At 48.1% G+C, this 24218-nt stretch carries 16 protein-coding genes and 3 pseudogenes; 3 read left to right on the top strand and 16 right to left on the bottom strand.

Annotated elements, in window-relative coordinates:
* Positions 1 to 126: 126 nt before the first annotated feature.
* The gene (gene fabF, locus ABNN70_RS08915) at positions 127 to 1365 is read right to left on the bottom strand and encodes a beta-ketoacyl-ACP synthase II (RefSeq protein WP_353947588.1); all 1239 of its coding nucleotides are present in this window, start codon (positions 1363 to 1365) and stop codon (positions 127 to 129) included.
* A gap of 118 nt (positions 1366 to 1483) precedes the next feature.
* Positions 1484 to 2419, bottom strand: coding sequence for a beta-ketoacyl-ACP synthase III (locus ABNN70_RS08910; protein WP_353947587.1), 936 nt, complete (start codon positions 2417 to 2419; stop codon positions 1484 to 1486).
* A 190-nt stretch (positions 2420 to 2609) separates the two neighbouring features.
* Between ABNN70_RS08910 and ABNN70_RS08905 the strand changes: the two genes are divergently transcribed.
* Entirely contained in the window at positions 2610 to 2912 is a 303-nt protein-coding gene (locus ABNN70_RS08905; protein WP_353947586.1) for a YppG family protein, read from the top strand.
* A gap of 53 nt (positions 2913 to 2965) precedes the next feature.
* Here ABNN70_RS08905 and ABNN70_RS08900 read toward each other — a convergent pair whose 3' ends face one another.
* Both ABNN70_RS08900 and ABNN70_RS08895 read right to left on the bottom strand, forming a co-directional pair.
* Positions 2966 to 3622: a hypothetical protein gene (locus ABNN70_RS08900; protein WP_129929703.1), complete on the bottom strand. Its 657-nt coding sequence runs from the start codon at positions 3620 to 3622 to the stop codon at positions 2966 to 2968.
* A 100-nt stretch (positions 3623 to 3722) separates the two neighbouring features.
* Entirely contained in the window at positions 3723 to 4046 is a 324-nt protein-coding gene (locus tag ABNN70_RS08895; protein WP_129929704.1) for a metal-sulfur cluster assembly factor, read from the bottom strand.
* 469 nt (positions 4047 to 4515) lie between these two features.
* On the opposite strand from ABNN70_RS08895, the gene ugpC reads away from it, so the two are divergent.
* Entirely contained in the window at positions 4516 to 5622 is a 1107-nt protein-coding gene (ugpC, locus tag ABNN70_RS08890) for a sn-glycerol-3-phosphate ABC transporter ATP-binding protein UgpC (protein ID WP_129929705.1), read from the top strand.
* 136 nt (positions 5623 to 5758) lie between these two features.
* On the opposite strand, the gene ABNN70_RS08885 is transcribed toward ugpC, so the two are convergent.
* The 9 genes and pseudogenes from ABNN70_RS08885 to asnB form a co-directional block, all read right to left on the bottom strand.
* Complete coding sequence (locus ABNN70_RS08885; protein ID WP_129929706.1) at positions 5759 to 6622, bottom strand: helix-turn-helix domain-containing protein; 864 nt, start codon at positions 6620 to 6622, stop codon at positions 5759 to 5761.
* 177 nt (positions 6623 to 6799) lie between these two features.
* Positions 6800 to 7462, bottom strand: a complete 663-nt coding sequence (gene pgmB, locus ABNN70_RS08880) for a beta-phosphoglucomutase (protein WP_353947585.1) — start codon at positions 7460 to 7462, stop codon at positions 6800 to 6802.
* Positions 7459 to 9761: pseudogene (locus ABNN70_RS08875) on the bottom strand (glycoside hydrolase family 65 protein). The gene pgmB and the pseudogene ABNN70_RS08875 overlap by 4 nt, the downstream one beginning before the upstream one ends.
* A 7-nt stretch (positions 9762 to 9768) precedes the next feature.
* Entirely contained in the window at positions 9769 to 10641 is an 873-nt protein-coding gene (locus ABNN70_RS08870; RefSeq protein WP_353947584.1) for a DUF1189 family protein, read from the bottom strand.
* A gap of 6 nt (positions 10642 to 10647) precedes the next feature.
* Complete coding sequence (locus ABNN70_RS08865) at positions 10648 to 11499, bottom strand: sugar ABC transporter permease (protein ID WP_129929710.1); 852 nt, start codon at positions 11497 to 11499, stop codon at positions 10648 to 10650.
* Positions 11500 to 11949: pseudogene (locus ABNN70_RS08860) on the bottom strand (ABC transporter permease subunit); the annotation flags it as partial. It abuts the gene before it with no gap.
* Positions 11940 to 13208 (bottom strand): annotated as a pseudogene (locus ABNN70_RS08855) (glycoside hydrolase family 13 protein); the annotation flags it as partial. The pseudogenes ABNN70_RS08855 and ABNN70_RS08860, both read right to left, overlap by 10 nt.
* Before the next feature lie 406 nt (positions 13209 to 13614).
* Positions 13615 to 14571 (bottom strand): LacI family DNA-binding transcriptional regulator, encoded by a 957-nt coding sequence (locus ABNN70_RS08850; RefSeq protein WP_353947583.1) that lies wholly within the window; start codon positions 14569 to 14571, stop codon positions 13615 to 13617.
* 134 nt (positions 14572 to 14705) lie between these two features.
* Positions 14706 to 16556 (bottom strand): asparagine synthase (glutamine-hydrolyzing), encoded by a 1851-nt coding sequence (gene asnB, locus ABNN70_RS08845; RefSeq protein ID WP_353947582.1) that lies wholly within the window; start codon positions 16554 to 16556, stop codon positions 14706 to 14708.
* 409 nt (positions 16557 to 16965) lie between these two features.
* Between asnB and ABNN70_RS08840 the strand changes: the two genes are divergently transcribed.
* Positions 16966 to 17571 (top strand): lysozyme family protein, encoded by a 606-nt coding sequence (locus tag ABNN70_RS08840; protein WP_129929716.1) that lies wholly within the window; start codon positions 16966 to 16968, stop codon positions 17569 to 17571.
* Positions 17572 to 17733: 162 nt separating this feature from the next.
* Here the strand turns inward: ABNN70_RS08840 and abc-f are convergent, their stop codons facing one another.
* The 3 genes from abc-f to ABNN70_RS08825 all read right to left on the bottom strand — a co-directional run bounded on the left by abc-f (position 17734) and on the right by ABNN70_RS08825 (position 24109).
* Positions 17734 to 19335 (bottom strand): ribosomal protection-like ABC-F family protein, encoded by a 1602-nt coding sequence (gene abc-f, locus ABNN70_RS08835; protein ID WP_353947581.1) that lies wholly within the window; start codon positions 19333 to 19335, stop codon positions 17734 to 17736.
* Positions 19336 to 19718: 383 nt separating this feature from the next.
* Positions 19719 to 20570, bottom strand: coding sequence for a YitT family protein (locus tag ABNN70_RS08830; protein WP_353947580.1), 852 nt, complete (start codon positions 20568 to 20570; stop codon positions 19719 to 19721).
* Between the two features lie 356 nt (positions 20571 to 20926).
* The gene (locus tag ABNN70_RS08825) at positions 20927 to 24109 is read right to left on the bottom strand and encodes an efflux RND transporter permease subunit (protein WP_129929719.1); all 3183 of its coding nucleotides are present in this window, start codon (positions 24107 to 24109) and stop codon (positions 20927 to 20929) included.
* Positions 24110 to 24218: the final 109 nt, after the last annotated feature.

Raw genomic sequence — 24218 nt, 5'->3', positions numbered from 1 at the left:
TAATTTCTGTTTATCGATTCTCGTGATATGGCTAACTATATGCCTGAATCTAGTGAACTATGTGGCAGATAAGAGGAAACAAAAAAGCACCCGGGATTCCGGGTGCAAAAAGACGTGTTCGACCGATTAACCTTCGTATTTTTTAAAGACCAGAGTTGCATTGTGGCCACCGAATCCAAATGAATTGGACATGGATACGTTAACGTCTCTCCTGACAGATTCATTGGGTGTGTAATTCAGGTCGCATGCCTCATCAGGCGTTTCATAATTGATGGTCGGAGGAATGATTCCGTCTTCCATGGCTTTAATGGAGAAGATGGCCTCAACACCGCCTGAAGCACCGAGGAGGTGTCCGGTCATCGATTTTGTCGAACTGATGGCGACCTTGCGCGCAGACTCGCCAAAAACGTCTTTAATGGCCATTGTTTCGGTAGAGTCATTCGCAGCGGTACTCGTCCCATGAGCATTAATATAATCCACCTGTTCCGGTGTCAGTCCCGCATCATGAAGCGCGATCTGCATCGAGCGAGTGGCACCCCGTCCTTCCGGATCCGGACGAGTCACATGGAAAGCGTCGCTTGTCACACCGTAACCAACGATTTCTGCATAAATATGCGCACCGCGCTTAAGCGCAGATTCCAGAGACTCAAGAAGAACCACACCGGCACCTTCACCCATAACGAAACCATCACGGTTCTTATCAAACGGACGACAGGCTGTCTTCGGATCAGGGTTTGTTGACAAGGCACGCGAAGAGCAGAATCCGGCAAAAGCCATATTCGTGAGCGGCGCTTCTGCCCCGCCGCTGAGCACCGCATCATTTTCTCCCCGCTGGATCACTCTATAGGCATCGCCAATCGAGTTGGTTCCGGTTGCACAGGCCGTAACGGTACATTCGTTGATCCCTTTGGTTCCCAATTGAATCGACACCTGTCCTGAAGCCATATCCGGGATCATCATCGGCACAAAAAACGGACTGACCCGACGCCATCCTTTTTCAAGCGCAGTGCGCAGCTCTTTTTCGTAAGTCTCCATACCGCCTATACCCGAGCCGATCCAGACACCGGTCCGTTCTGCATTGGATTCGTCAACCTGATAGCCAGCATCCTGAACTGCCATTTTTGCTGCAGCAACTGCGTACTGAGTGAAACGATCCATACGCAGGGCTTCTTTATGTGTCATATATTTTTCAGGGTCGAAATTTTTCACTTCCCCTGCCACTTTCGCCCGGAAATCATCCGGATTCACTCGAGTCACTAAATCGATACCGGATTTACCGGAAATCGCATTTTCCCATGTTGTCCGTACATCATTGCCAAGAGGTGTCACTGCACCTAATCCGGTAACAACGACTCTTCTTTTCATCCCATTCTCTCCCTTTTAAAATGTTCAACAAATCATATAATAAACGTAATCAGGTCCTTTATCCAATTATCTCATTATAATATATCATTTTGTTTATGCTGCGAACCGGCTTTGAGCCTTATCTTCCCCAGCGGAGCGTAAGCGCTCCCCAGGTCAGTCCGCCGCCAAAGCCAACCATGACGATCAGGTCATCTTCTTTTATCCGACCTTCCTCTACTGCATCGGCGAGCGCCAGCGGAATGGACGATGATGAAGTATTTCCGTATTTATGGATCGACTTAATCATTTTTTCTTCCGGAATACCCAGTCGTTCTCTTGATGCTTCCATAATACGAATATTTGCCTGATGCGGGATCAAAAAATCAATATCCTCTTTTTTCAATCCGGCTTTTTCAACAACATGAACAGCCGATTCTCCCATTTGCCGGACAGCAAATTTGAATACTTCGCGTCCATTCATTTTGATGAACGGACCGTCCTGATACAGATTTTTCCCTCCGCTTCCGTCCGAACCCAGTTCCCAGGAAATAATACCCCGGCCTTCGGAAACCGGCCCAAGGACGACAGCAGCGGCGGCATCACCGAAAAGAACGGCAGTTGTCCGGTCTTCCCAGTTGGTAATTTTCGAAAGCTTTTCAACACCAACAACAAGAACATGCTTATATACGCCGGAATCAATAAACTGTTTCGCCGTTATCATACCGTAAATACATCCTGAACAGGCAGCACTGATATCCATCGCTGCAACGTGTCCTGCGCCAAGTCTATCCTGAAGCATGCAGGCCATTGATGGAAAAGGCTGGTCCGGCGTGACGGTTGCAACGAGAATCATATCCAGATCCGTGGCACGAATACCGGCATTTTTTATAGCATCTTTTGCTGCAGCAAAAGCCATATCTGAAGTATTGGTCTTTTCGTCAGCTATTCGTCGCTCCTGGATACCTGTTCTTGTCCGGATCCATTCATCTGATGTATCCATTTTTTTCTCCAAATCAAAGTTTGTCACTACGCGTTCGGGGATGAATTTTCCTACACCCAATATTCCTGCGGACATCCGCAATTCTCCTCTCAGATCATAACAGTATATAATAGGACTTGGTAACAATATAATACAACACCCTATATTTGTCCATTTGCTAACATGCGTTTCACAGGCGAACAGACCTCACAAAACAGCTGATCAGGCATAAGATACAAGAGATGGAATACCCTATTCCAGATCAGTGAACGAGGGGGTGTAAAATGTGATTCAGCAAGGACAAAATCCCGGAGACAGTGCTTATGATCCGTTCACACACTTGATGTTTGGCAGTCCTTTACCGCCTGCACACCCGGCTCAGAACTATTATCAGAACAGCGGGTGGCAGGCAGGCGGAGTGCCGAGCCAGGCCATGCAGCCTGCAATACTGAAACCATTTCTGGATCAGAACGGACAATTTGATATCGGGAAAGTGGTCAATGGAGCCACTCAGGTTGTTTCTGTCATTAATCAGACAGCTCCTGCCATCAAGCAGCTGTCCCCTCTTCTGAAAATGTTCAAACCGTAAATGATTCAGAAAATCGGGGCGCAGAACTGTATTCGTTCCGATTCATTTTTTTGTCACAGCCATGAAAAGCGATCCCCCAGAAGCTTCCTGATTTTCATGTTCAGGGCAGGTTCTGTTCCGGAATGACTGAAATAATGGACGATCTCAGAACCGGGAAAGTCCCTTAAAGCCATCTCTGTCATGAGAATGGCTGCTTTTTCTGCAACCTGCTCATCCATGTCTTTTATCGGTTCTGATCTTAAAATAACAGCGTGGTTAAATTTGATTTTTCGCAGACGCTTGATAAAAACCCGTTCCATTTCATCCGCCATACGGCCCGCCTGTGTTGTCGGGCGAACGGGATGATTTTCCAGGTTCCCTCTTGCCCTGTTGCCAAAAATATCGACTGAAGAAAGCAGGACCAGGGAACCGGCCTGCGACAGCGTATCCAGCGTATCTGTGATTTTTTCTATTATCCGGTCCATAAACGCAGTTTCGGCCCGGCAGCAGTCTGTAAAAAATACATAATCGCAGGCTTGATCATTCTGCCGCACGGATTCTCGGAATAAAGCATTTCTGCCCAGAAACAGCGCCCGGTTTTCTTCCGCAGTGTGTTCTTCTGAAGTCATGGCCGAACTGAGGGCGGTGACTTCTATTCCGCGATCCATAAGCTCTTTTGTTAATAGAATACCCGGGCGGGACAATCCGCCATAAACCAGTGCCTGTTCCAACACATCTTCCCCCGATTTATCATTTCTATCAGGGTATGCCGGAGCGGGCCTGATCATTAACCGCAGAGAAAAAAAGTGCCTCTGCCAGGCAGAAGCACAATTAATCGGAAAGTCCAAGCGCGATCCGGGCATAGCGGGACATTCTTTCTTTCGTCCACGGCGGATCCCAGACAAAGTTCACTTCCACTTCACCCAGTTCCTCAATGTCTGCCAGCGCACGTTTCACTTCATAAGTCAGTGATGCAGACAGCGGACACCCCATAAAAGTCAGTGTCATCGTGACCAGCACATTATTTTCTTCATCTATATCCACGCCATAGACCAGGCCGAGATTAACAATATCGATACCCAGTTCCGGATCAATCACATCTTCCAGTTTTTCGAGTACGCGATCTTTAAGTTCTTCTGATGATTTATCGGACATTTGAATTCCCTCCTTCCACCATCTCGCTGTATTTTCAGTATACCCGATTGGCTGCCGCTTTTCATCAATAATGAATGCTGCGATGAATGATGCCGCTTGGGACTGACGGCGATCCGGCGCCGCCTGCTGAAAATGAGAACATTAAGTGAAACTTTATTTCCCGGGAGTTTTCGGGCGCACAGGACGTGTCCGTGCAAGTGTTGCGACAGGGCGCCCCCGTTTATAGCCTGCGCCCATCCCCTGCGGATTGTTCGTTTGAACCCGGCGGGCTTCTGCGGGCAGTGATCACCCACCCCGTCCTGTTCATTTACTCTCATGACCTGGAGGTTGGGGGTACTGCCCGTTCATAAATGTAAGCGGATTCGTCATTGTGCACAAAAGAGGGATACATTAATTAAGCATCCTGACATACAATGATGAAAGCGTTTGCATTATGATAGACGTATCAAAGATAAGGAGTGAAAAGATCATGGCGGAACTCTCACTAAAACATATGTACAAAATTTATGATAATAGCACCACCCCTTCTGTTTCAGACTTCAACCTGGATATTGCCGATAAAGAATTTATTGTATTCGTCGGCCCTTCCGGGTGCGGAAAGTCTACTACACTGCGTATGATCGCCGGCCTTGAGGAAATTTCAAAAGGTGAACTGTACATCAATGGTAAGAAAATGAACGATGTCGCTCCAAAGGATCGGGACATTGCGATGGTTTTTCAGAACTATGCCCTGTATCCGCATATGAGCGTCTTCGACAATATGGCATTTGGCCTGAAGCTGCGCAAGGTACCGAAGGCTGAGATTAAACAGCGTGTGGAACATGCTGCTGAGATCCTCGGCATTAAAGAATATCTTGACCGAAAACCGAAAGCACTGTCAGGCGGCCAGAGGCAGCGTGTGGCACTGGGCCGGGCGATTGTCCGCGACGCCAAAGTCTTCCTGATGGACGAACCGCTGTCCAACCTGGATGCAAAACTGCGTGTGCAGATGCGTTCGGAAATCAGCAAACTGCATCAGAATCTTGAAGCCACGATGATTTACGTCACGCACGACCAGACAGAAGCCATGACCATGGCGACACGGATTGTTATTATGAAAGACGGTGTGATCCAGCAGGTGGGGTCACCAAAAGATGTCTACGATACGCCGGCCAACCTCTTTGTCGGTGGATTTATCGGTTCACCGCCTATGAACTTCTTCCATGGAACACTTGAGGGCAACCATTTTAAAGGCGATGATATCGACATCGAAATTCCAGAGGGCAAGCTTAAAATCCTCCGCAACAAGAACTTTCTGGATAAACCGATCATCATGGGGATCCGTCCGGAAGACATTCATGATGAACCTGTCGTCATCAATTCCAGCCCGAAAAGCGTGATACAGGCCAAGATCAACATCCCCGAACTGACGGGGGCGGAATTTATGCTGCATGCTCAAGTCGGCACCCACAATTTCATTGCCCGTGTCGACGCCCGGACACCTTATCATGCAGGCGACAATGTGACTCTGGCTCTCAATGTCAGTAAAACCCATTTCTTTGATCCGGAGACGGAAAAATCACTGACTGCCGGCTGATTTTACGACAGAAAAGGCCCCGCGGGCGCTGCCGGACAGGCGGCGTTCCCAGGGTTTTTTTCTGAAAAATTTTACCCCTCCTTAACGTATAGCACAAGGGTGAATCATACCGGCAAATGCCGGGCTGATCACGGCATCAAAGAATGGAGAGATAAGCAAGGGTCAGCCCGTTCATCTCTTTCAGGGAGATGCCGGTCATTTCATAAAATTTCTCGATCCGGTATTGCAGCGTATTCCGATGCATGAACAGGTGCTTCGCCGCGGTGCTGATATTCCCCTGGCTCTCCCACAGCGACCTGATCATTCTGACGCAGACAGGATCATCGGTGATCATCGTCCGTACTTCAGCTAAAATCGCCCATTCGCTGATCAGCGGCTTCAGCAGGGAGAAAAAGCTGCATGCGACACTCGTCACCTCTTTCGGGGATGAAGCAGACAGGAATCTCCGAAATAAATCGCCTTCTTCCTGAAAAGCGCCTTTCAGCAATCCGGTTGCCGGATACCTGAGCCCGATCTGAAAGTAGGTTTTGACCGAGAAATCATTTTCCAGTGTATTGGCAATGGCACGAAGGTCCTCTGCCGGGACTGAAGGCTTCTCTTCAATGATCAGGCCCTGCGTCGATGAGAGGTATATGAAACTGTCTGATCTGTCAAAAAAAGCTTCCAGGGCCTGCCTCCATTCCGCCAGGTCATCCTGCGGCAGTCTGGCACTCATCTGAAAACGCGTCACCCGCACGCTTATGGACAGATCAAGATCTTTTACCGGCAACCCGCGGACCAGCAAATCGTACCACAGCCGGCCCTTACCGCTGTATACCGGCGGAACTTCCTGATTCAGCAGCATAACCAGCAGGTTTCGTTCACGGTCAGAGAGCGTCTGGGAAGGAATGCCAATATAGTACGGATCCTCATAAAAATAGAGCATATTCTTTTTGGGGACAAAGGGAGTCTTTTCCACTATGGTTCCCGGATAATTCCGGGCGAGACGGTTGATATTCATGATGGGCACCTCCTCCGTGTCACAATTCCATTAACTCTTTTATTATAGCCTGAAAAAAGCGCCGCTTCATTTATTTTCCAGATCGGGCAGTCGGCACACCTGATTCCTTTTTACTGATCCCGTAACCAGTCCATCCACTGGAAAAGCAGCCTGCACGCGGCTGCTTTTCCATGTCCGTTATTTATCCTTTCGGGTAAAATGCTGTTTCAGACGTTCAAGTGTCAGTTCCGCCGTCGATGCCACACGCCAGTCGGCAGCAGCAGCGGCAGGTGTCGCGATGCCAACGGAAAACATACCCGCTGCGTTGATGGCCTGAATGCCGGCAACTGCGTCCTCAATCCCGGCACATTCGGCAGGGCGCATTTTTAACTGTGCAGCCGCTGCAGCGAAAATCTCCGGATCCGGCTTTCCTTTTTTTAATTTTGCCGGATCAACGATTGCATCAAAAAATGAGGTGATCTGCAGACTGTCGAGGATAAACGGACCATTTCTGCTTGCTGAGGCCAGGCCGATTTTTATCCCCGCCTCTTTCAAATCCCTTAAAAACTGACCGATGCCGGGAAGCAGATCAGCCGGTGTCATGCCGGAAATCAGTCCCCGGTAGGCCTCGTTCTTTCTGGCGGCGAGTTCGTCCTTCTCTAATGCGGAAAAATCATCTGACCGGCCGCCGAATTGCAGGATAAGCTCTAAGGATTCCATCCGGCTGATGCCCAACAGGTGTTGATTAAACGTCTCGTCTATCTCGATACCGATCGATCGGGCCAGATTTTTCCAGGCTTCAAAATGATACTTTGCCGTATCGGTAAGGACACCGTCCAGATCAAAGATGACTGCCTTCACGTTTTGCCCACCTCCCTCTTTGTGCACAGTTTCCCGGAGTATGCGTGCTCAAGCAGGATCGCCCGTCCATAGAGTTTCAGCTGAAGAGGTTTGCCCGAAAGCAGATCCAGATGCAGGGATTGCTTTTCGATCCTGACTTGAATCAGCCGTCCGCGGTAGTTTACTTTAAATGAGTATGCCTGCCACTCGTCCGGTAAATAAGGTGCAAAAGAAAGCGTTTCCTGAAACGTACGCATCCCGGCAAAACCCTGAACGATGGCGAGCCAGCTGCCTGTCATGGAGGTAATATGCAGCCCGTCGTCTGTGTCGTTATTATAATTGTCAAGGTCGAGCCGCGCCGTCCGCTGATACAAAGCCAGTGCCTTTTCTTTCTTTCCCAGCTCCGATGCGAGGATGGCATGCACACAGGCCGACAGGCTGGATTCGTGCACCGTCAGCGGCTCATAAAATTCGAAATTCCGTTTCTTCTCTTCATCACTGAATTGATCATTGAGGAAATAAATACCCTGCAGAACATCCGCCTGCTTAATGAAACAGGAACGCAGGATTTTATCCCATGACCAGTGCTGATTGATCGGCCGCTCATCCGGGGAATTTCTGTTGCCGGTCTGATTTCCTTATCCAGGAAGGTATCATGCTGGACAAAGATACCCAATTTCTCATCGAAGGGATAATACATCCGGTCAATGATGTCCTGCCAGTGATCCGTTTCTTTCTGTGACAGTCCGAGCGCCTGATATTTTCCGGTACTGACCAGATCCAGTACGCTGAGTGTGTACCCTAAAGTCCAGGCGGCCATTTTGTTCGTATACCAGTTGTTATTGACATTGTTTTCATATTCATTCGGACCGGTCACTCCGTGAATCATGTACTTGCCCCGGCGTCTTGAAAAATGGACCCGGTCCGCCCAGAACCGGCAGATACCGGTCAGGACATCAATCCCGTACTGATCAATATAGGATTTATCACCTGAATAATTGACATAATTATAAATTGCATAAGCGATCGCTGCATTGCGGTGGATCTCCTCAAATGTGATTTCCCACTCATTATGACATTCAACTCCTGTGAAGGTGACCATCGGATACAATGCGCCCTTCAGTCCCTGCTGCCGCGCGTTATGATATGCACCATCAAGCTGATGATAGCGGTACAAAAGCAGTTGCCGGGTCACAGCCGGACCCGCAGTGGAAAGATAAAACGGTACCGCGTAAGCCTCCGTGTCCCAATACGTTGCCCCGCCGTATTTCTCACCGGTAAAACCTTTCGGGCCAATATTCAGGCGCGCATCATCGCCATAGTAAGTGGAAAAAAGCTGAAACAGATTGAAGCGGATGCCCTGCTGCGCTTCATCGTCGCCGTCAATCGTAATATCCGACTTTTCCCACCGCCTGTGCCAGGCCGCGGCGTGTTCTTTTTTCAGTTCTGAAAATCCGCTGTCTGCCGCCTGGCCGAGCAGTTCCCTGGATTTTGGCAGTAATTTCGGGACATCATCATCCCTGCTTGTCGTGACCGCCACAAATTTGTCAAGAGTCAGCGAACGCCCCGCTTCCAGATCGGCAGCAAAGGATTGTGCGACATATAAGGGCCTCTGATTCTCTGAAACATCTGCCTGAAAATCAGTCCGGACGGCCATCGAAGCAGCTACAGTAAAGACCGGTGTGCCAAACGGATTATCGATGGTCCGAACAGCCAGGCTGGAGCATCCCGGCTCTGACGACCTGCCTGTCTCAAGCCAGAACATCTCCTCATCGTTTGCATCCTCATTTCGCACGTCTCCGTCAAGGTAAGGGACGAGCCGGACGGAAACCGGACCGGATAACCCTGTCACGCGAAAGCGTACCGCGCAGATCTCTTTATTGACAATACTGAGAAATCGTTCGGCCTCAATCCGCGTTTTTTTCCCTTTTTTCACGATGACATAGGAATGCTTCAAAGTGCCCGACCGCATATCCAGTTCAAGTTGAAAATGCTCAACCGGATCCTTGTAAAGATCCACCTCTTCCTCATCGAGGAAAAGATGCAAACCGATCAGATTCATGCTATTGATCACTTTGCCGAAATATTTGGGATACCCGTTCTTCCACCAGCCGACACGGGTTTTGTCCGGATACCAGATCCCCGCGAAATACGTGCCCTGATGATGATCGCCGGAGTACGTCTCTTCAAAATTGCCGCGCATCCCCATATAACCATTCCCAAGCGAGGTCAGGCTTTCCTCCAGACGCATCTGTTCCTTATGCAGGCGATGGGTCGTCAATTTCCATCCATTAATATCAAATAATCGTGATCGCGTCATGTTACATTCACCCGCTTACTGCTTTAATCTGTGATTGCTTTTTCATCGAACTTTCCTGAAAATGTGTACGAAAGAACACAAGGCTGATCATGAGGATGAGCCCAATGGATTGGAACAGAAGTGCTGTCGCTATATTCATCCCGGCAACGCCGAGGATCATAGCTATAATCGATGGGGCCCCTGCTGACAGCATGACGATGGATACCGCCTCTTTAAAGGAGCGGATCGCTGAAAAGCCTGATCGGCCTGTCAGCCATAAAACAAAGGAAAAGATCCCCAGCAGGATCAGATTTGAGATCATCAGGGCCGCGAAACTCATCAGCGACAGAATGGCCAGCAGCAGCGGCTTATACTGCCGAAGCCAGAGCTGTCCGAGCGTTGCTTTTAACTGTTTCGCGTTCCCGGCCTGCCACTCTGCCTGTCTGACCGGATAGTGAATCTCGAATCCATAACCGCTTTTGTCCGTTATGATGAACTGGCTTCGTTGCATAATCAGGGCATTATCGACACCGCTGATCTGTTTGTGATAACTTCCACCCTGAGCCGACCACTTGTTTTCCAGATCCACAGCAAGTAACGTTCCCTTGCTGGAAAAGCTGAAAGAATCCGCGCCCTTCAGATTTCCCCCGCTGAGCCGGGCATTTTGCAGACGAGCTGCAAACCTGTCACCGATCTGACTGGTCAGTTCAGGTGCGACATTTCTAATGTCAAAACTCTTCAGAGATGAAAGCATCAGGCTGACAGGTACCATAAGGCAGGCGTTGATAAAAATAAACAGAAGAGTGAGTTTCAGCCAGCCGAACATTTTCCGATTCTGGAAAATTCGCTTTGGAAAACTCATTGTCATAAAGTAATTGACTGGAAATCGATATTTGTGCATGATACATTACCCCTTCGTGCCTCCTGCTGTCAGACCGGAAACAAAATATCTCTGCAGGTAGAAGAATAACAGGACGATAGGTAAAGCGATCAATATGGAACCCGCCGCGAAAAGAGCAACCATCTGATCCCTGGGATTAGAAATGAACTGCTGCAGCCCCACAGCAACCGTCAGACTTTCAGGCGTACGCAGTAAAAACTTCGCCAGCATGAAATCACCGAACGGTGCCATAAAAGCCCATAAAGCCTGGACAGCGAGCATCGGTTTGACAAGCGGCAGGTTGATCTGCCACAGGATCCGCAAATGCCCGGCCCCGTCTATTTTCGCAGACTCATCCAGATCCCTCGGTACGGTATCAAAATAACCTTTCATTAGCCAGGTATTCATCGGAATACCACCCCCAACATAAATCATAGTCAGGAACCAGTACTGATTTAACGCATTGAGGATCACGGCCAGGACATAGAATGCGGTCAGGGCAGCCATGGTTGGTACCATTTGAATAATCAGGAAAAACACCAGGCCATTCTTTCTTCCTGTGAAACGGTAACGGCTGAATGTATAACCGGCAAGTGTCACGATGACCAGCTGAATGATCATGGTCGACACCGCGATAATCAACGTGTTTTTATACCATGTCAGATAAAGGGTATCCGAGAACAGTCTCCGGAAGTTATCAAATGACCAGGATGAAGAGAAATCCAGCGTAAATGCGACCAGATTACCCGACTTGAATGCCGACGATGCCGTAATAAGCAGCGGATAGATAATGATGATGCTCAGCAGGATCAGGAACAAATACGTGAAGAACCGATTCCAGAATCGAGTGAACTTTTGATTTTTCAGTAATTCCTTCATTTACATCATCCCCTCTTTACCAAACGCATTCGTCTTCTTGAAGGCGATGAGTGAGATTGCGATAACGATTATCGAAATGACAATCGTCACGGCTGAGGCGAGTGCGAACTGCGGCGCTGTCCCGGTCGTCAGTTTGTAAATCCACGAGATCAGGATATCCGTCGTACCGGCACCGCCGCCGACATCTCCGGGTCCTCCCATATTGAACAGGTAGATGATCGCAAAATTGTTAAAATTAAACGTATACTGGGTGATCAGAACCGGTGCCGTCGCAAATAAAATCATCGGCAGCGTAATCTGATTAAACTTTTGCAGAAAATTGGCGCCATCAATCTTTGCTGCCTCATAGAGTTCATCGGGAATCGCCTGAAGGACACCGGTGACCATCACATAAATATAGGGGAAGCCGAGCCAGGTCTGAATCATAATCAGCGCCGTTTTTTCATAAAATGCGCATTAATGGTGCTGACGGCCTGCGATGCCGTGATTTTGTCTTCGACGAAGAAATCAATGATCGACTGGGTGAGTGGATAGTTCATCACGCTGTGAAATTCGTCGCCCTGCAGCCAGTTCCAGGCGTCATGCCAGATCTCCCCGACAATGTAAATGTCACTTTTTGCATCTGTTACAGCCTTATGGAATTTTTTCCAGAATGCATGGTCCACCTCATCCGCCACGTCCAGACGCCAGCCATCAATATCAAACTCCCGAATCCAGTAAGTGGCGATATCGAGCAGATAGTCCTGCACCTCAGGATTTGCCGTATTGAGTTTCGGCATTTTCGGGGTAAAGGCGAACGTATCAAAGGACAGAGTTGTTTTTCCTTCGAAATTTCCGTTCTGTCCCTCTTTGACCGGGAACGAGCGGATATGGAACCAGTCCCTATAACGCGACTTCTCTTCATTTTTAACGACATCCTGCCACTGCTTTGATCTGCTGCCGATATGGTTGAAAACCGCGTCGAGCATGATCCGGATACCCCTTTTGTGGGCTTCCTGTACCAGTTTGCGGAAGATCTCCCTGTTTCCGAAATGCGGGTCAATCGAAAAATAGTCCGTCGTGTCATATTTGTGATTTGTCGGCGCCTCAAAAATGGGATTCAGGTAAAGACCGCCGATGCCCAGATCCTGCAGATAATCGAGGTGATCGATGATTCCCTGAAGATCGCCGCCGAAAAAATCTTTGCGACCGGGATCCTTGCTTCCCCATGGCAAGGCATTTTCCGGGGATATCGATGGATCTCCATCTGCAAAACGTTCCGGGAAGATCTGATACCAGACGGTCGATTTAACCCATTCCGGGGCTTTAAATCGATCTGCTTCATGGATAAAAGGAAATTTGAAAAAGTTATCTGCTGCCGTAAACGTTTGCTTTTCTGCCGGCAAAAAACCTCGATCTCCGTAAAAGGTCGTTTCACCTTCAGACGAAGTGAGGACAAAACCATACTGAAGGCGATGAAAAGGCGGCTGAACCGTGCCCAGCCAGTAGTCATGCAAATCTGTTTTGACGATTTTCTCCATTTTCGCTTCACTGCTGAGCCATTCCCATTCTCCCTTTTCTTTTTTTACCGAGCGGAACGGGTCTCCGTAAATCAATGAAACGGACTGGATATCCTCTTTTTTTGTCCTGATCCTGATATGAAGCGTATCGTTATCATAAGGATAAGCATAAGCGCTGCAGGGCTGATGATAAACGGCTGATTTTTCCATTTTCTATCCCTCCTGTTCATTTTTTTAACAAAACGCGCAGTATTCACAGGGTGCACATACATCAATATTGTCAGCATCCCGGCACGTTCAGTACGTTCAGTACGGCGTGTGGCGACTTGAAGATCGGATTCAGCCGCAGGACGTTAACCCCAGGGGACCGAATGTCACTCGGCTTTTCAATGATCCCTCTGATGTTCTCGATCCCGTCCCCGTTTGTCTCTTTAAGTCCTTTGGATAAATGTGATAAACAATAGCCTGACGCCGACAGAGATGCTGCACGTTATCCCTTTCACTTGTTAAAATAGCATGCGCTTTCACAGATAACAATAAGAAGCCCCACTGTTAGCGATAACAGGATTGTGCAAGAAAAGAGGAACATGCCGGGCATGTTCCTCTTTTCCTGTATCTAACGGATAACCGTTGATTCGCGAATAATCAGTTCAGGCTGAAAAATACGGCTGCCAATATGGCCGTCATCCATGTCAATCTTTTTCAGAAGCATACGTGCACATTCCTGGCCCATCTCAATCACAGGCTGGCGGACGGTCGTCAGCTTAGGACAGGATATCCGGTCAAGAAAGACGCCGTCAAATCCGGTGACCGCTGCATCCGTCGGTATCGCTAACCCGGCGGCCCGGATGGCTCTGACGACACCAATGGCAATCCGGTCGGAGGCGCATATAAAAGCAACTTTCCCGTGAAGCTCTGTTAACAGAGCTATCGCCTGTGCCTGAGCGGTGTGCGAACTGTTTTTCATCAAAAATACACGTCCGGCCAGCTTGTGTCGCCTCACTGTCTTCTCATAGCCTCTGATTCTGGCAGCCATAAATGGTTCATCGAGCCTGATCCCGAAAAACAGGATTTGCTTAAAGCCAAGGTCTATGACATGCCGGACAGCCAGACAAATCCCCTTTTCATTGTCCACATCGACGAAATCATAACCTCGGTTATTCTGTCCGAATAAGACAACAGGACGCTCCAGTTTATCGATAATACGGTCATAATCTGCTTTCCTCATGCCCGTGACAATTAACCCGTCACAGGGACCTATTTCATGTGAAAGACGGGTGGCAAGCTGCAGCGCGTAATGGTTCTGATCAAGCTCTTTAGCGATTCCTGCCAGAAGATTCATATAGTAGGGTTCTGTTACATCCATCTCTTCAAGGATCAGGAACTTAATGATCCTTGTACGGTTCTGAACCAGAGCCCTGGCGGCGAAATTAGGGACATAATTGAGTTCTTTCATCGCCGTATAGACCAGTTCGCGGAGCTCATCCGAAACTTTGTCCGGATGGTTGATCACGCGAGAAACCGTCATTTTCGACACGACGGCCTTTTTAGCAACATCAGACAGCGTAGCCATTTGAACCCCCGCTTTCATGATCAAAAATATCCCAAATTGTATTATAACACAGGTTTAGAAACCGCTTACATAACGGAACAATATTGATTTTTAAAGGGATCGGGCAGTCACCCCCGATCCCTTTTTTTCTTCTTTCAACGGTCAACAATATCCACATGATAGGTTTCCAGCCACTCATTGATCATTGCCAGATGAGCGATCAGCTGCGGCCCGCTCATTAACTGCCCGAACCAGGGCACTTTAAATGACGCACCCGCGGTATCAATGATCGACTGTACCTTATCTTTTTGAACGAATTCAAGAAGCGGCGCACCCGGCCGGTCAATGACTTTCTTGAGCCATCCTGAAACAGCTTCAGTATACTTCGGGTGGAAGGTTTTCGGATAGGGGCTTTTCTTCCGATATAAAACCTCATCCGGCAGATAACCCCTGAGTGCTTCTCTGAGAATCCCTTTTTCCCGCCCGCCGTGCATTTTCATCTCCCATGGCACATTCCACAGATACTGGACGAGCCGATGATCGGCAAAAGGGACGCGCACTTCGAGGCTCGCTCCCATACTCATCCTGTCTTTCCGATCAAGTAAAGCCGTCATAAACCAGTTCATATTAAGATAAAACAGTTCACGTCTTTTTGCATCAATCGCTGATTCACTTTCAAGGTGCGGCGTCTCAGCTACTGTCTCATGAAACCGCATCAGGGCATATTCTTTCAGATTCAGCCGGCTTTCCCACTTCTCATTCAGAAGACTCTGGCGCGCCTCTGTCGAGCGCATCCACGGAAATCCTTCTTTCGCCGAAGTTTCCGGACTATGGAACCATGGATATCCCCCGAATATTTCATCAGCACATTCGCCGGACAGCGCCACAGTAAAGTCTTTCTTAATGCCTTCGCAGAACCAGAGTAAAGAGGAGTCCACATCCGCATAACCGGGCATGTCGCGCATGTGTATGGCTTTTTTCAGCCAGGCCACCAGTTGTTCATTATCAATCACCAGGCTGTGATGCACGGTGCCCAGATAGTCAGAAACTTTTTTCACATAAGGGGCATCGCTGTCCGGCTGAAACTTGCTTGTGTGAAAAAACTTGTCATTCTCCCGGTAATCAATCGAATACGTATGCAAAGGCGGTCGATGGATCTGTTTAAAATAGTTTGAGGCAATAGATGAGATACCGCTCGAATCCAGGCCACCGGACAGGAAAGTGGTTACAGGGACATCAGCATAAAGCTGGCGTTCCACCGCATCTTTCAGCAGATAGCGGACATGCTCTACCGTATCCTGCAGACTGTCCGTATGCAGCGCGCTCCTGACATTCCAGTAACGCCAGATCTTTAAACCATCTTTTGTAAAGGACAGGGCATGTGCCGGACGCAGATCATGAATCCCCTTATAAATACCGTGACCCGGTGTTTTCGACGGACCCAGCCCGAATACTTCAGATAAGCCTTCTCTGTCAATCGATGGCCTGACGTCAGGGTGGGCCAGAATCGCCTTGGGTTCGGAACCGAACAGAAAACGTCCTCCATTTTCACTGTAAAAAAACGGTTTAACCCCCAGTCTGTCCCGCGCCGCAAACAGTTTCTCTTTCTTCCGGTCCCAGATGGCAAAGGCAAATATGCCGTTGAAGCGGCTCAGGCAATCTTCCTGCCACTCCATATAGGAGGTTAACAGCACTTCTGTGTCCGAGTGACCTTTAAACTGATAGCCTTTCTTCAGGAGATCCTGTCGTATTTCTTCTGTATTATAAAGTTCGCCGTTATAGACAAGAATATATTCCCGATCCCTGACCGTTTTGCTCATCGGCTGGCATCCTCCCGCCGGATCAACAACAACCAGCCTTGCGTGACCCAGCGCCGCTTTTTCCGATACCCATATATTCAGATCATCCGGACCACGGTGTTTCATCGTCTGCGTCATTTTTTTTATCGTTTTTCCTTCGCCGCGCAGATCCTGACGCCGGTCAATCCACCCTGCAATTCCGCACATTATGGTCATCCTTTCCTCTCAGCATTGACTCTTTTCATCCTATGCAGGGCGGCCGGTCGTGTGAGGGGGCCCCTCCGATCGAAAAATTTCCTGTTTATTCGACATTTTTCGGTTGTATACGGACGAAAAATGACGATTCTAAATGAAAGGTTTATATAATGAGAGGTATAAAGTAAAATTTCAATCAGCCAGCAGGGGGGTCATGCGCACAGGATGTGCTCGTGCAGGCGTTGCGACAGGAATCCTTCGTTTTCGTTTTAAGCCTGAGCGCATCCCCCACTGATTGTCAGTTGAACCCATCGTGCTTCTGCGGGCAATCATCCCCCACCCGGGTCTGTTCATCTACCCTCATGACCCAGGTAGCACTACCCGTTCATACGGGATAAAAATACATGCAGGATTAAATAATATGAAAAAAATCATCACATTAATCATCTCTCTTTTTTCCATCATCGGTTTCTCCTGGCTTGCTCTTTTTATCATTTCCAGTCTTTACAGTCCTCAGGCCGATCATGTCCCGTTTCTCAATGATCACCGGGTCATCAGCCCGGAAATTGAAAATCAGCGTCCACTTTTCAGAAAGTATGCTAAAGCCAACGATCTCGAACCTTACACAGATCTGATCATGGCAGTGGCCATGCAGGAGTCGAAAGGAAAATCTTCTGATATTATGCAGGCGTCTGAAAGTCTGGGTCTTCCGAAAGACTCGATAGAAGACCCGGAAAAGAGTATAGAGGTCGGAACCAGATATTTTAAAAAGTCAATGGATAAAGCGGATGGAAACATCCCTCTGGCCCTTCAAAGCTATAACTTCGGACTCGGTTTTACTGACTACGTCCGGCATCACGGAGGCCGCTTCTCCAAGGAGCTGGCAGAGCAATTTTCAGACAGCAAAGCAAGAGAACTCGGCTGGAAAAAATACGGGGATCCGAATTACGCAGAACATGTCCTGCGCTATTATCAAAATGAAAAAATAAAACGATCAGGGGAAGCGAAATCCGGCGAATCAGAATGACACTTGCCGGCCGGAAAGTGTGAGGAAGCACAAAAGACTGCCGGCAAAAATGAGTATATGATGAGGAAATCACCGGATTCATTTAACAAGGCCGGACTAAAGGTGAAAAAAATCGGACCGCTCATGCACAGGCAGCGGTCCGATTGTCAACTTCTTCAGAAATTATGAATTCTCCAGTTGATAGTTTGTTAATTTTCCATTTTCCAGCCAGTAAATTTTATTGAAACACTGCTTCAGAAAATAACGGTCATGGCTGACTGCGATGACGGTTCCCGTAAATTGACTGACGGCCTCTTCCAGCACCTCTCTGGACTCGATATCCAGATGGTTCGTCGGTTCATCCAGAATTAACACATTAATTTTTTTCATCATCAGATCAGCCAGCCTGATACGGACGCGTTCACCACCACTTAATGAACCGATTTTCCGAAAAACATCGGCACCATAGAACAGGAATTTTGCCAGTTCACCTCTGGCTTCTCCTTCCGTCAGTCTGGCATGTTCACGGAATACATCGATCACACGTCTGTCTTTTTCTCCGGGATTCTCAAAAACGTGCTGTGATAATATACCGACATTCAGATTTGTTCCCTGTTTGATTTCTCCTTCCACCGGACTTGTCTGCCCGAGCAGACATTTCAGCAGCGTCGTTTTACCGGAGCCGTTCGGTCCCATAATGGCCATCCGGTCCTGGTAACGTAAATCCAGATTCACACCGCGGAAGAGGACATGTGTGCCGAAACGGACGGTCAGATCATGGCAGCTCAGAACGCGGTTTCCCGTGCGTTTACTGGCGTTAAAATTGAGTGCCATTTTATCTGACTCCATTTTCGGTTTCTTCAGGCGTTCCATTCTCGAAAGAGCCTTTTCCATGCTCTTTGCCCGCCGATGAAGTCCGGCATTCGGCGGGTTCGCCTGATTTGCCCATTCTTTCAGTCGTTTGATGGTTTCTTTCATCTTGTTTATTTTCTTCTGCTGCGTCTCAAAAGCCGCAAAAGCAAGCAGAAGCCGTTCCTGTTTTTCTTTTATATAGGATGAATAATTTCCGTGATAAACAGTGACTGTGCCATCCTCCAGATCAAGCACTTTGCCGACTGTGCGATCAAGAAAGAAGCGATCATGTGACACCAGGAGAATCGTCCCTTTATACTGCATAATAAACCTTTCCAGCCACTCGAGTGCCATAATATCCAGATGATTGGTCGGCTCATCAAGCAGCAGTAGATCCGGAGTGTTCAACAGCTGGCAGGCAAGCCCGACTTTTGTCCGTTCTCCACCGCTCAGCGAACGATAGGGTTGATCAAGCAGGTGGCCGATGCCGAGACCTCCTGCAACATGCTCAATGGAGTGATCGATATTGTAACCTCCGAGACGCTGGAACGTCTCCTGCAGTTGCGCATAAGTCCTCAGCATTTTTTCCATTTTGTCGGCTGAAACAATAGAGAAAGCAAGTTCCATCTCGTGCATTTTTCTGGAGATTTCCGTACATGCCGAGAATGTGCCTGCCAGGACCTCACGTACGGATTGATCTCCTCCATCCGGTAATTGCCTCAAGTAACCGACCGAAGCCTCCTTTTTAATCGCAACATTGCCCTCGTCCGGCTTATCAAGCCCGGAAATTAAATTGAACAGAGTCGTTTTCCCACTTCCGTTCGCCCCGACAATGGCCGTCTTTTCACCCTCATGAACAGTAAAACTGACATCATGAAGGATTTCTTTACCAGCAATATTCTTTTTCAAATGATCTGTCTGACAGATGATCATAAGTGGTCACATCCTGATATTTATTCATTTTAGAAGCCTTCTCGCGTTGATCTCATTGAAAAAGATCAAAAGGTGCAGCCTTAGATTCAGAACACAAAAAATCCACGGAAGACTTTACCCGTGGATCAGAGAATATAAATCACTCATGGACTAGCTGTATTAAAAATCCGTCGAGCGGGCTGCGTCACCGTACAAAGCTATACTGTTTTCCCAGAAAAGGGCAGACTCCACCCTTTAATGAAAATACAGAAAAAATCGCACGAATCAGATAGAGAAAAGACTCTAACTGTATGCGACGCTTTGCAGCACAGGACAACAGACCCACCTCCTTTACTCTCTTCTTACTGTCATTTTACCAGATCATTTTTATTCGGGCAATCCATTTATACCTGCCTTTTTTTATGAAACAGTCCGAATACGGCAGCTGTTTCAACTACATTTGTAAAGGCTTTGGGATCTGTCTCAGTGACGATGCGTTTTAAGGCGTATAATTCATATCTGGTGATGACCATCATCAGGACATCCCTATTCTGATCCGTGAATCCACCTTTTGCAGGAATTTTTGTGATCCCCCGATCGAGCCTCGCGTAAAGGGCTTTCTGTACTTCCTTAGGCCTGCTGGTTACAATCCAGGCGGTCAGCTTCACATAGCTGGTGTGAATGGCGTCAATGACTCTGATACTGACGTATTGCTGGAGCAGGGTGTATAAAGCGCGTCGCCAGCCAAAAAAGAATCCTGCAGAGAGAATGATCACCGCATTCAAGGCAAACATATAGCCCCCAATCGGGCGGTCCTTTTTCATCGAGAGGACCATGGCAATAATATCCATGCCTCCGGTGGATGCACCGAATTTCAGAGTCAGCCCGACTCCTGTTGCCTGAACGACTCCGCCAAACACCGCATTCAGCAGAATATCTTCAGTCAGTGGATGAACAGGAATCACCATCATGAAAAGTGTCGTCAGGACGACACTGATCAGGCTGTATGTTGTGAAACGATGTCCTATTTTAATCCAGCCGGCATAAGCTACGGGAAGGTTGAGCAGAAGCAGCAGAATCCCGGTACTGATATGGATCGATGCGGGTCCCAGCAGTGCTGAAATCAGCTGGGCAATACCGGTCATACCACCGGACAGAACATTTGCCGGGATTAAGAAGAGGTTCAGCGAAGCGGCATTGAGAATCGCTCCGATTATAACAATAAACAGAACTTTGGTCTCCTGATAAACAGACATCGTGTCCATCATCCTCTTTGCGTCATCTTTTGTTCCACGTTACCATATTCTGGCGTAAAGCTTCAACTGTTGCACATCAGATGGCTCACTTGTCTTCTGAAGCGTCTTTCTCATTGTTTAACATGCCCGTCGTTCCGTCATGCCAGCCAAATTTGATTTTCAAGCTGAACTTTCACCGATAAATCTTAAATTCAGACCGATCATGTGAAACTTCAATCCGTGGGGAGCTTCATCTCCCAAGGATTGTCCGTTGAACCCATGGGCTCCTGCGGGATAAATGCCCCGCGTGGCGCAGGGTTTAAGGTATAAAAAAAGTTCCGATCAGGCGAACCCTAACGGAACCATGGATTAAACAGTTATTCAGTGACTTTAGCCGTTTTTCGGCTGAATTTATGCTTCAGTTTCATCAGAGCTTCATAAACAATAGGTACAATAATCAGCGTCAGAATGGTTGAACTGGTAATTCCTCCGATAACGGTGATTGCAAGGCCTTTTGAAATCATCCCTCCGCTGCTCTCCATTCCGATGGCAAGCGGAATCAGGGCACAAATGGTGGCAATAGCCGTCATCAGGATAGGGCGAATTCGAGTTCCGGCTGCTTCAAGCAGGGCTTCCCGCGTATCGAACCCGGCCTTTTCTTTGTGAATAACCCGATCGATCAAAACGACCGCATTTGTGACAACAATGCCAATCAGCATCAGCGCACCGATCAGGGATGATATACTGATGGTCTCCCCGGAAAGAAGCAAAGCCACCAGACTTCCGATAATAGCAAATGGAAGAGAGAAGAGAATAGCAAACGGTGCCAGTCCGCCTCCGAAGGTTACAACGAGAACAAAGTAGACAATAAGAATCGCTGCCAGCATGGCCATACCGAGCTGACTGAAAGATTCGTTCATTTGCTGCGCCACGCCGGCGAATGAAACACTTGCCCCGTCGGGAAGATCGAGCTTATCGATCTGTTTTTTGAGATCTGCTGTCGCACCCGAGACATCCCGGGCATTCACTTTTGCCGTTACCTCGGCGTACAGTTTACCATCTCGTTTCGTAATCGTTTGTGGAGATTTTCCGGATTTCACCGTTGCAAGTTCATCAATCGGTACTTCCTGACCCGTCTGAGACTTGACAGTTTTACCCGTCAGATCATTGATATTGTCCACACCTGCCTGTTCAGGGACTTTCAGATAAACATTCAGGTCGTCGCCATCACGCTTAATTGTCGTCAGCGGTTGCGCGTTCGACATGTTACCGGACGCCATCAGACTCTGAGCAATCTGTCCGGCGGCAATTCCGTACTGACCCAGTTTCTGCTGATCGGCAACGATTGTGTATTGATCATAGGCCTGCGTCAGACTGGAGTCCGCCTCCGAGAAATTCTTGTCCTTTTTAACGGTATTTGTGACATCTTCAACAACCGGCTGCAGTTCGTTCATCGAATCTCCATAAACATACAGACTCAGCTGGTTTGAACCTGCCCCTCCGCCAGTCATATCCTGTATTTTCCATTCGCCCTGATCGGATAAACCGTTCAGGCCTTTAAGCGTATCCTTTTGCAGTTTGTCAAAATTCTGTGTGCCCTTTTTATAGCTGACATAAAAGAGCGCCTGATTATCAGAGGTCTGGAACATCGGTGTTGATCCTGATCCCCCGATTGAATACTGCATTTTTGTCATGTCTTTATTTTCATTCAAATACTTTTCTGCCTGCAGTGCAACGTCTTTCGTGTCGTCCTGAGTCTGTCCCGGTTTCGGATTGTAGGTCAGAATCAGTTCCTTCTGCTGATCACTCGGCAGAAAACTTGCTCCGATATGAGGAACGAGGAACAGGCTTGCCGCGAAGAGCAGGATGGCAGAGCCGAAGACGATGGCTTTATGATTTAATGCCCCATTGAGTACCCTTCTGTAAAAGGCGGCAAGTTTCCCGGGATGCTCCTCACTGTCTATTTTCTTTTTCAATCCTTTTTTAAAGAAACTGTTGGCCAGCATCGGTACAATCGTAATGGCAACAAGAAGTGAGGCTAGCAGGGAGAAAACAATGGTCAGTGCGAACGGCATAAAAATCTGTCCGACAATGCCGGTCACAAGGGCCATAGGCATGAAAACAGCGATTGTGACTATAGTCGACGACATAATCGGGATAAACATTTCATGTGTCGCCTCACGAATCAGCTCTTTGCCTGTCAGTTTCTCGGTCCGCAGCGTCATCCGTCTGTAGATGTTCTCAATCACAACAATCGAATCGTCAACGACGCGACCGATTGCGATGGTGAGCGCACCAAGCGTCATGATATTGAGAGTGATATCCATCTGATTGAGAAGGGCCAGTGCGATTAACAGAGATAACGGAATGGAAACTACCGATATCAGCGTCGTTCGAATATTTCTCAGGAAGAGCAGGATGACAAGCATCGCGAACAGGGCACCGAAAATCGCTTTTTCAATCATTGTATTTACAGATTCAACGATCGGTTCACCCTGGTCAAACATAGCTGTTGCATGGACATCTTCATGCGTTTTTTCGAAGTTGTTGATTTGATCTTTGACCCCGTTGACGACGTCTACAGTATTGGCGTCCTGCCCTTTAACCACCGAAATACCGATAGATTCTTTGCCGTTTGTCCTGGAAATTGATTCTGCATTTTTAACAAGCGTGACATCGGCAACATCTGACAACTGTATCGTCGGCGGCTTGAGCTGCGCAGCCGGTCCGGATGCACCCGGCAGGGTCTGTCCGCTGTCTGTCCGGCCCATCTGCCCTGCCGCACTTTGCTGACTCCCGGCTGCAGCGCCTGTCTGTGGAACAACAGGTATTCTTATTTTCTTCAGATCATTTGCAGACCCGATATTTCCGCTGACAACAACAGATTTCTGGCTGTCATCAATCGTGTACAGACCCAGAGGGGTTGAAACATTGTTACCCTTAATCAGTTGAATGACAGAATCCTGGCTGAGTCCGTATTTCTTTAACTGTGACTCTTTGAATGCTATTTGTACCTGTTCTGACTGCTGACCGGATAACGTGACAGATGAAACACCGTCGACTCCTTCAACTGCCGGCAGCAGATCATTTTTCACCTGACTGCTGAGTTTTTCTAGTGATTCCCCGTCACCTGATATACTGGCGCTGTACACCGGCATGGCGTCCATGCTGATTCGCATGATTGTCGGCCGTTTCACCTGATCAGGAAAGGTCAGTTGATCGACAGCTTCTTTGACATCATTGACTGCCTGATCCATGTCTTTATCGAATCCGTATTCAATGATGACCGAAGACATACCCGTTGATGACTTCGAGCTGACGTTCTGCACGCCGGGCATGGTCTGCAGTCGCTGTTCAATCGGCTGTGTGACATTTTCATCTACATCACTGGGTGCTGCCCCCTGATACACAGTAGAAACACTGACAACCGGAATGGTGAAATCCGGCATGGTTTCCATTTTCATATTTGTTCCGGCGTAGACACCACTGACTATGACAACAATCGTCAGAAGCCATACAGCCAGTTTATTTTTCATTGAAAAAGAGATCATTTTACGCACGACATCCACTCCACTTTTTTATTTTACACACTGACTACACTATATTGCTTCTTTCTCCTTCCATGGGTGTATGCTACACGTTCTTCACAAGAGGAGCAACATTCCGGAG

It is taken from the genome of Sporolactobacillus sp. Y61 (assembly GCF_040529185.1).
Classification (GTDB): domain Bacteria; phylum Bacillota; class Bacilli; order Bacillales; family Sporolactobacillaceae; genus Sporolactobacillus.
This window is presented reverse-complemented; position numbering and strand designations above follow the sequence as displayed.